The organism is bacterium, from assembly GCA_035528375.1.
Taxonomy (GTDB): Bacteria; RBG-13-66-14; RBG-13-66-14; order RBG-13-66-14; family RBG-13-66-14; genus RBG-13-66-14.
Genome location: DATKYS010000109.1, coordinates 1 through 10051 on the forward strand (window position 1 = coordinate 1; position 10051 = coordinate 10051).

5 protein-coding genes are annotated in these 10051 nt (G+C 66.0%); 2 read left to right on the forward strand and 3 right to left on the reverse strand.

Annotation, left to right across the window (positions count from 1 at the left end):
* Positions 1-427: 427 nt before the first annotated feature.
* A complete protein-coding gene (locus tag VM054_08715) occupies positions 428-886 on the reverse strand; it encodes a hypothetical protein (GenBank protein ID HUT99143.1) in 459 nt (152 codons plus the stop codon).
* Positions 887-929: 43 nt separating this feature from the next.
* Positions 930-1349: an SRPBCC domain-containing protein gene (locus tag VM054_08720; GenBank protein HUT99144.1), complete on the reverse strand. Its 420-nt coding sequence runs from the start codon at positions 1347-1349 to the stop codon at positions 930-932.
* Between the two features lie 320 nt (positions 1350-1669).
* On the opposite strand from VM054_08720, the gene VM054_08725 reads away from it, so the two are divergent.
* The gene (locus VM054_08725) at positions 1670-5023 is read left to right on the forward strand and encodes a PD-(D/E)XK nuclease family protein (protein ID HUT99145.1); all 3354 of its coding nucleotides are present in this window, start codon (positions 1670-1672) and stop codon (positions 5021-5023) included.
* The gene (locus VM054_08730; GenBank protein HUT99146.1) at positions 5016-8651 is read left to right on the forward strand and encodes a UvrD-helicase domain-containing protein; all 3636 of its coding nucleotides are present in this window, start codon (positions 5016-5018) and stop codon (positions 8649-8651) included. The genes VM054_08725 and VM054_08730 overlap by 8 nt, the downstream gene beginning before the upstream one ends.
* A 187-nt stretch (positions 8652-8838) precedes the next feature.
* On the opposite strand, the gene VM054_08735 is transcribed toward VM054_08730, so the two are convergent.
* Positions 8839-10051: hypothetical protein (locus VM054_08735; GenBank protein HUT99147.1), on the reverse strand; the 1213-nt coding region annotated here is incomplete at its 5' end.

Sequence of the window (10051 nt, forward strand, 5' to 3'; positions counted from 1 at the left end):
GCGATGACGTAGGGGCCGACCGACGGCGCGCCGTTCAGGTCGGCCCGTTATTTTCAAAGGTAGCCCTCACCCCCATCCCCGTGCCTCACAGGCCTCCCACGGGGAGAGGGGGGTCGCGTATACGCTCCGACCCTCACCCTAACCCGTAGGCGAGCCTCTCCCCAGAGGGGAGAGGGGATTTATTTCAAAGGTAGCCCTCACCCCGGCCCTCTCCCACAGGGAGAGGGAGAAGCGCCCTACGTCATCGCAAATCGCAATATACGGGTCGGGGTAGAAGCGGCGGGGATTAAAATCCCCGCTCTACATTCGGGGTTCAATCGTCAACAGGCGGGGTACAGAGCCCCCGCCGTACGTTTCGATGTGTTGACGTATAGGGCGGCAACTGGAGTGTGCCGCACCTTTTTTAATCCAACCTCACCCGACGAAACTATCGCTCGCTTACGCCCTTGAGCCCCATGGCCGCCACCAGGCCGCCCTCGCCGGTGAGGGGAATCGAGAGGCGCACCTCCACCGTGCCGTCGGAGTTGTAAGCCGTTTCGCCGTACTCGGCGGCGTACCCGGCGTTGGTCTCGGCGTCCTTCTGGGCGAAGTCGAGGGCCTTGAAGAACTCGATCAGCACGGACTGGGCGCCGAACTTGGCCGCCTTCTGGGCCATGGCCCGGGCCTGGGCCACGTTGGGGTTATCGGTGTTGGCCACCGACGTGCCGGTCACCACCAGCAGCTCACCCTCCACCGCCATGTCGTCGAAGTAGGAGGTGAAGACGTACATGGTGCCGTCATCTACCTGCGCCCGTGACGGCGGCGGCACATCGGACGCCTCGATGGGCGCCAAGTCGGCCGAAACGGCCAGAGGCGTCAGCAGCAGCAGAATCGAGAGAACTCGCATGATCATCCTCCAGGCCTCCCCAGTCGGGAGCCGAACGGGGCGGCTAAACGGTTTCCTTCAATCTGTTCAGGGCGTTCTTCCAGGCGACGTCGAACCAGCGTTCGGCCTTGAGCCAGCGGTCGCAATCCCCGAACCCGTAGTGCTCGAGCCGCAGGCGGCAGCCGGAACCGGCCGCCTCCACGCTCACCGCCACGGTGGTCGAGCCGGGCTCCATGAACTCCAGTTGTTCCTCGTTGCCGGCCCAGGAGACTTTAAGCTTCCCGGGCTCGTACTCCAGCACCTTGCAGCCCAGGGTGCTGTTCACCTCCGGCCGCGTCGGGTCCCAGAAGAGCTCGTACCGGCCGCCGACCCGGGGCTCCACGCGGGCTTCTTTGCACAGCCACCGGGCGAGCTTCTCCGGGGCGAGGAACCAGCTTAAAACCTCGGCGGGTGGAACCGGCAGCTCAACATCGTGCTCTATCATGGTCACTTCGCTCAATCCGACGGCGTCTCGGCGCCCGCGTCCCCTTCCCACGAATCATCACTCGCCGTCAAGAGAATGGAATCTCGACGAAAAGAGATTACCAAAGTATGACCGAATCCGGCGCATTCTTCAAGTTGATCCACCCCGGGCCCGGACCGAACGACCGTCCACCCCCCGGTCGGGCCCGGACACCGTCGGTCCCGCTACGTGACGGAGCTCGGACCGCGCCCGGGGCTCCGCTTTATTATTACAGTAGCCGCGCCCCGCGCCGTCAAAGGCCTGTGGTATTATGACCATCGAAGGTAGAAAGGAGTCATCCGATGCTCATAGACCGGAAGTTCTGTACGGGCGGCTGCTGGCTCCTAGCCGGTTCCGGAGCCGTCCGGCGTCTTCTGGAAGAGGAGGTTTCGGTCAACGGCGGGTTCGATCCCGGCGTCCGGGTGCTGACCCTGGACGAGGCCGCCGGGCTCCTCTCGCGGCAGCTCACCGATGAGCCCCGATTACTGACCCGCGGGGAGCCGGTGGTCCTCGCCTCCAAACTTTTAAAGGAAAACTCCGGCGAACTGCCCTACTTCCGGCGGTTCACCACACAGGGAGAAACCGCCCTGGATGGCATCGCCGGTCCCGTTGCCCAGGCCCTGCGCCTGCTCTCCCAGGAGGAGGAAGTCCCGGTAAATTCGGCCAAGCTGCGCGACCTCGCCCGTCTCATCGAGCTGCGAGGGGAAGAGTGCCGCGCTCTCCGCGTCGAGGAGCCCTTTGAGCGCCAGCGCCGCCTGGCCCGCCTGCTGAACGCCGGGGAGCTGAAACCGCCGGCCCGGGCGGTACTTTTCCTTCCCGACCACCTCCACCCGGCGGAGATGGAGCTCGTCGCCGCCCTGGACCGCCGCCTGGAGCTGAGAGTGGTCGTCGAACCCGAGCTCGCCGCCGCGGACGGCGACCACCCCTCGACCCGCCACCTCGCTAAAACCAGGGCCGGGCTGGAGCGCCTCCGGGCGGTGAGAAGCGAGATTGCCGAAACGCGCCCGGGGCGCGAGGACCTCGTCGGCTGGCTCTTCGACGGCGGGGACCGACCGGCGGAGAAACCGGCGTATATCCGGGTCTGGTCGGCTCCGGACCGCCGGGGCGAGGTCGTCGCCGCCACCCGGGAGGTGAAGCGCCGCGCGACGGGGGGCGAGCCCCTGGGGCGGTTCTCCATCGTCGTCCCCCAGCTGGAGCCCTACGTGGCGCTCCTGGCCGCGGAGCTGGCCGAGCGCGGCATCCCCTTCAGCCTGCCGGGCGGCGAGCCGCTGTTCGCCGGCGCCCCCGCCCAGGTGCTCCTGGCCCTGTTGAACGTCCTTGCGCGACCGGGGCGGGAGGAGCTCTTCGCCTACTGGGGCCATCCCGCGCTCACCCCTCCCGAGTTGCCCGAGCCGGCGGAGGTTTACAAAACCTTAGCGCCGCTGCAGCAGTTCCTGCCGCCGGCGCCCCTGGGCGACCCCGCCAAATTTTGGAGCGACGACCCGCCGCAAGACCACAACCTCGATCCCGCCGCTTTCGATTTCCTGGCCCGCAAGGCCAACGTAACCGGTCTCCCCCGGGGATGGGAAGACGGGCTGGACCTCAAGGAGCGCCTGACCCAGGCCTGGCTGCGACCGGTGCTCAACCGCCTGCGCCTGGACGCGCTGCGGGGCCGGGAGGAGGGGGAGTTCCTGGCCGACGGACCCGCGGTGAGAACGACCCGGCTGCGAATCTACCAGCTCGCCGCCGTGGTCCGCGAGCTTCGACAGCTTGAGGAGTTGCGTAGTCCCGAGTCGGAGGTCGGGGAGTTGGTCGGGAAAATCCGGGAGGAGCTGGAGCGGCGCGACTTTACACAGAACCTCCAACGCCGCCTGCTCGAGCAGCTCCTGGACTCCGCGGGCGATGACGCCTGGACGGTCACCGAGCGCCGGCGCGCCGAGGCGGTCAGTCGGGCCCGGCTCGAGCTGGAAAAGGCGCTGGACGCGGTGGTCGGGGTGGCCCGCTTCTCGGAGCGGGAGCTGCACCGGCCGCTCACCGGCCCGGCCACGCTGCGGCGCCTGGTGGAGGGGGAGCTGGCCGCCCGTTCCGTGCGCATCCCGGGGCCGGACGACGCGGTAACCGTACGAGAGCTGGCCCGGACCCAGGGCTGGTCGCCCGGCGAGGTCTTCGTCCTGGGGCTGACCAACGAGGACTTTCCGGCCAGACCGGAACGCGGCCTGCTCCACCGGGATTCGCTCGAGCGCCGGGCCGATCCCCACGACGAATCGGTCTGCCTCCTGGTCCGCCTGCTCCGAAGGGCCGAGAGGCTCTGGCTTTCGTATCCGGCGGCCACCGCCGACGACGAGGCGCAGCCGGCCCCGCCGCTCAACGACCTGCTGAAACTCTGCGGACGGAGCGAGCCCCCGGGCCACGACGCCCGTGAAAGACCCACCTCGATGGCCGAGCTTGCCGTGGCCGACCCGGACCACCCTCTGCTCGACGGCTCGGTGCGCGGGGCGATAAAAAACGCCGCCCTGATGATCCGCGAGGCGGCCTCACCCGACCCCACCGCCTACGACGGGAAGGTGGACCGCGGGCTGCTCGACCCGGTCCCCGGCGCCGACCGGCGGGGCGAGCTGGCGGTGACGAAGCTGGAGCACTACCTCGACTGCCCGCGCCGCTACTACTTCGCCCATCTGCTGGGGCTGGAAAGATTTCCCGAAGTTCGCGACGAGGCCGAGGCCGACGTCGTCGGCCTGGTCACCCACCGGGCCCTGGAGCTCTTCTTCGCGGGCTCTCAAAAAGAGGGAAGGCGACCGCGGGAGCCCTGGTCCGACGGACCGCTCGGCCCGGGCAACTGGGAAAAGGCCTGCGGTCGGATGCTGGAGTGCGCGGCATCGGCCTTCGTCGGGCAGGGTTTGCTCGAGCCCAACGCCAGCCCGCCGCCGCTGGAGCAGATGAGAACCGGCCTGGTCAACGCCAGCGCCGCCCTGGACGCCCAGCGCGAGGAGCTGGTCCGCGGCCTCGACGACCCCGACACCGGAGCGCCCTACGGCATCCTCAAGGGGGCCCTGGTCATACAGCGCGAGCTCATCGAGACGTTGCCCACGGAAATCGAGTTCAGCTTCGGCGGGGCCGAGGGGAATCCGCTGGAGCTGGGCGACCTGCGCCTGACCGGGCGGGTGGACCGCCTGGACCTGGACGAGGCCGAGGGCCTGCTGGCGGTTTACGATTACAAAACCGGCTCGGCTGAAACGGGTATCAATGATCCGCAGTACCCGCCACGCAACCTGCAACTGCCGCTCTACGCCCTCGCCGCGCGGCGGCTCTACGATCGGGAAGGCGCGATGAGCCTGCGCGCCGCGGAAATCCGGCTCCACGAAAAGTACCGTAACATCTCCCCCGACGACCCGGCCCAGAAGACGCCGCACAAGGGGGCGGTGCAGGAAAAGGTGGCGGTGGGCAAACCCAATAGGGCGTGGGTCGTGTCCGACGATTTCACCAAACGGATGCTGGAATTCGTGGAGGTCGCCGTCCAGGAGCTGTGGGACGGCATCGTCACCGGTATCTTCCACCCTCCGGTGGATTATAAAGGCGACGACTGTAAGTACTGCGATTTCCGCCCCGCCTGCGGCGAGGATTTCCAGGCGCATAGGCTGTGCCGGCTCCCCGGGGAAGGGGGTGGGGCCGATGGCTAAGTCCTACGCCCTGAGCCCGGAACAGAACGAGGCCGCGGACATCCGTCGCTCGGCCGTCGTCTCCGCCGGGGCCGGCTCGGGCAAAACCCGGGTGCTGGTGGCCCGCTACCTGCGCCTGCTCGCCGTGGGGGAAAAGCCCTCCAGAATCGTGGCCATGACCTTCTCGCGCAAGGCGGCCGCCGAGCTCCGCCACCGCATTGACGAGGCCCTCTCCCATTCCCTCCACACCCGAAAGCTGGAGGACGAGCCCATCGGCGAGGAGGTCCGCGGGAAACTCTTCGAGGCCCGCGCCCGCCTGGGCGAGGGGCACATCGGCACCATCCACTCCTTCTGCCAGACCCTGCTCGTCGAAGAACCGACCCTGATGCCCGACCGCCCCGGCTTCCGCGTCCTCGCCCAGACCCGGGTCAACCAGTTGAAGCGTCAGGCGCTGCGTCGGACGGCCTGGGCCAGCGATCCGCTGACGAGCCCCCTGGCGAAACTGCGCTCCGCCGGCCTCACCCGGAGGGCCATCGAGGGGATGACCCTCGACCTTTTAGACAAAGGCTGGGAGCTGGACGAGGCGCGGAGGAGTCACGAGCTCCCCGGGGAGGTGCTGGAGGACCTCATCGTCCGCTGCAGGGAGAAGGCGGTGCACCTGTACCTCGAAGGGCTTCCCGAGGACGTCCTGACCCGGATGGACGGGCAGCTCGCCGATGCCGACCTGGTGAAGAAGCTGCGGAACAAGGAGATTCTGGGCCTGAACGCCCACGAGGTTTTGCTCCTTCTCCGGGACCTCCTCGGCCGACTCGTCGGCGGAGAGGTGAACTTCGACACGATGAGCGGCAAGGACCTCGACTTGCTGCGCATGGCGAAATCCCCGAGTGGGATCAACGTCAATCACCTCCACGGTTTCAACACCTTCAAGGTCGTCGGGGAAAACTCGAAGGCCATCCCCAACCACGCCGGCAGCGACACGGTGAAAATCGAGAAGGAAGCCTACGGGCTGAACGGCGTCCTCTTCGACTGGCTCGACGAGGTGGGCGGAGAGTACCGCAGGCTGAAGGTCGGGGCGTTGGGGGCCGACTACAACGACCTTCTGGACCGCGTCGCCGAGGGGCTCCGGGACGACCCGAAGCTGGTCGTAGGCCTGCGACGCCGTTACCTCCACTTCCTGGTGGACGAGTTCCAGGACACCGACCCGCGCCAGTGGGAGATAATCCGCGCCCTGGCCGTGCCCGCGGACGAGGAGGTGGAAACCGGGAGCCGGACGCTCTTCATCGTCGGCGACCGCAAGCAGGCCATCTACGGCTTCCGCGGCGGCGACAACACCGTCTTCCGCAAGGCAGAGCGCGAGCTGGCGCCCCTGATCAAAGAGACCAAAACCCTCGACGACAACTACCGCTCCCGCCAGGCGATACTGGATTTCGCGAACCCGGTTTTCGGAAAAATCTTCTCCGCCGACGCCGACTTGATTGCCCACGACCCCGAGGGCTCCACCGCCGTCGAGCCCCAGACGATGAACCGCCTCCGCGAGGACGGGGAAGACGGATCGGTGACCGTGATCCGGCCCGCGGAGTCGGTGGGGAAGAGCGTGGATAAGCTGCAGGAGGCCCTGCTCACCGCCGGGATTATCGGCGAAATTTTACGGGGTGAATTCCACGACATCCCCGCGCCGGCCGATTACCCCAACGACAAGGTCCGCGAGCACGCCCTGGCGCTGGTGGGCGTCCTGGCGCCCACCCGGGAGCAGTTGACGCTCATCGCCGCGGCGCTGGACTGCCTGGGGCTGGGCGACGGTTACGCCCTGGCCCGGGGCAGCGGCGTCTTCGGCACCCAGGAGGCGGACTGGCTTCGGGCCGCGCTGGGGGCACTCACCGACCCTCGGGACGGGATCCAGGTGGCGGCGATGCTGCTCTCGCCCTTCGGCGGCTTCGATTACGACGACCTGCTCCGGCTCAAGCGAATGGGCGACGAGTCGGGAAAACGATGGTTCGACCTCGTCGGCGACCGGTTGGTGGACAGGCTGGGCGAGCGGTTCGCCTCCTTCCGCCCCCGTTGGCTCCGGTGGCGCAGACAGGCGGGCCTCGCCGGCGGCTCGCGGCTGACGGCGGCCCTCTACCGGGACTCGGGGCTGGAAGCCGCCCTCAAGTCCGAGGGGCGCCCCGACCGTTGGCGGCGGCTGGAGCACATCCTGGAGCTCATCCGCGCCGAGGAGCGCGCCGGAAATCTGACCGGACCCGCCGACACACTGGTGTGGCTCCGCGACAACGAGAAGTCCCGCGAGTTCGAGGAGCCGACCCCCGAGTACGCCCCCGTGGTGCTGTTGACCATGCACGCCGCCAAGGGCCTCGAGTTCCCCGTGGTGCTGCTGCCCTTCCTCGACAGCAAGGGTCAGAGGTCTTCCGACGATTACACCCTGGCGCCCGATTCCACCGGAAACCGGAGATTGACGGTGCAGGTCCGCACCGAAACCCCTCCCTTCACTCCCCGGTTGACGCCTCTGGGCGAGGGCATCAGGCGGCGCGGGGAGCTGGACGAGGAGCTGGAGCGCAAACGGCTATTCTACGTCTCCTGCACCCGGGCCATGGACCACCTGATCCTTTTAAACACCACCGACAAAGAGGTCGAATCCCTGAAAGGCGGGCGGGCCGGACGGCGAATCGGTCAATGGCTCAACAAGTTATTGAGCAGTGACGGCGGCGCGGTGTCAGGCGCGGTCAGCTATCTCGAACGGGAACTGCCGGAAAAAATTGACAACCCCCCCCATCCGCCCCGGGCGGAACGGATAAGCGTGGAGCTCCTCGCGCCCCTGGTCGTCCCCGACCCGCCGCCGGTGAGCCCCTCGGCCCTCGCCGAGGTCGGGCGCTGCCCGCTGGGGTTCTACCTGCGTCGGGTGCTGAAGCTGGAGGGTGAAAAACCGAAAACCGGCCCGTCGTCCGGGGATTGGGACGCGGACCGCCCCTGGGGAAGCGCCTTCGGCACGGCCCTGCACCACCTCATCGAGACCGGAGGCGGCGTCCCGCTGGGGGAGGATGATATACGCCTCCGCCTGGCCGGCCTGCGGGACCAACTCGCCTCCGAGGAAGAGGAGGAGGTGGCCGAGTCCATCTCAGCTATATTGGAGAAGCCAGACCGGACGATAATCACCGGTTTGGCCGCGCATCTGAAGAGGCTGGACGGGATGGGGGAGTGGCGGCTCATCTGCGAGGCCGGGCCGCACTTCGAGGTCCCGTTCCGGGTGGAGCTCGGCGGCTGCCTGGTCCTGGGCCGCATGGACTGCCTGGTCGAGGTGGACGGCGGGCTCGGAATCTACGACTTCAAGTCCACCAACCTGACCGGCGCAGATCGGGCACAGATAATCGAGAAGCACGGCTACGACGTCCAGCTCGGCGTGTACGCCCTGGCGACGGAGAAGCTCTTCGGGAAGCCCGTGCGCGAGGCCGCACTGCTCTTCACCGCCGAGGGCGGCGGCTACTATCCGTTGGACGTGAAGGAAGTCTCCCGCCGTGCCGTGGAATTACTCGCCAAGGCGGCCGAGCTGGCCCGCTCCCCCCTCGCCGAGGTCTTGAAAGAACGGGCGACCGACTGCCGCGATTGCAACCTACGGAAGCTGTGTGAAGGGCTGGACGTGGGGGACGTACGCTGAACGTGCCTGATCCCACGCCGAGCAAAAAAAGGGCCCGTTTTCGGACCCCTTTTATTCGTGTGGCAGCGGCAGTGGGAATCGCGGCATACCAACACTGGTGGATTGCATCACCGCACACAGGAAAGCGGTCTCAATGCGGACTAGCGTGCGATGATGAGCCGTTTGGTGGTAGAAGAAGCGTCTGTTGTCAACCGCACGACGTAGACGCCGGGAGACAGGTCGAGGTGTCGTAGGCGATTTCGTGGCGGCCGGGGGTGGTGGGGACGCTCACGGAGGACTCCACGAGCCGGCCCGAGAGGTCGTAGAGCGAGAGCTCTGCGTTTTTCGTGCCCTCGGGCAGGTAGTAGCTCAAGGTCACCCGGTCAGCAGCGGGGCAGGGGAAAGGCGCGTAGAGGGTGAAGCGGTCAGCGTTCGGTCCTTGCCAGGTGGCTTCAACGGGACCAAAGCAACGGATAGAGCCGTCGGGGAGCGTGGCTTCTAGGGTGTAGAGGTGGGTAACGTTTGGTTCGGCGTCGCGGTCGAGGTAGCGGTAAAGGGCGTCGCCGAAGAGACTGACGACTATGTCCCCATCTCGCTCAAGGCGCCAAGTGGAGCCGACCAGCTCGCCCTCCTCCCGCCAGGAGAGAAGGATGCCATCGTCTTGTTCTTCCGCAGATAAAACCGGCTCGTCGAAGCCCTCTCCCTCTAATTGATGGACGTAACCGATGTCGTAATCGTAGGAGTCTTGGCGGATGTGACCCACAGTTCGAATAAGACCGTCCTCATCCACGGCACCGAAAGGCCCCATCTGGTTAGACCCGGCCATAACATCCGGAGTATACCACTGAGGTTCGCCGATCAAGTCGCCGTTTTCGTCGAACTCGAAGAATCCGTAACCCTCAGTTACGTTCGCAAACAGGAAGATGCGTTCATCTGAGGTTTTAAAGAAGTTGCGCGCGTCTATTTGGACATCGGGTTCCATGAAGACTAGCTTCGGTTCAATCAGTACATTCCCGTTAAGATCCAGAATTACGTAACCGATGTAACTCTCGTACTCTTCAGAATGACAGTAGGAAATGTGAACGTGTTCTTGAGAATCAATACATATCGCGGGCTCGCAATCATACGGTTCGTAAAGCAGGCAATCACTCTCAATTTGTGTGGGGTAACCTACATCTATCAGGTCGGTCAGGTATGAACCGTCATCACTGTCAATCTTCCGGTATGCTACAGAAAAATCATCTTCGGTTACACCGGTGTAGTAAGTGTAAGCTACATGGACATTTCCATCGGAATCCACCGTCATTCCCTTATCCCAAGAAACGTACGCGTACACGGGATCATCGCAAATAACGTGGTTGGTGGCGAGAAGGTTGCCGGCAGAATCAATCTTCGCGTGCAGGGGTGACCGGTACCACTCC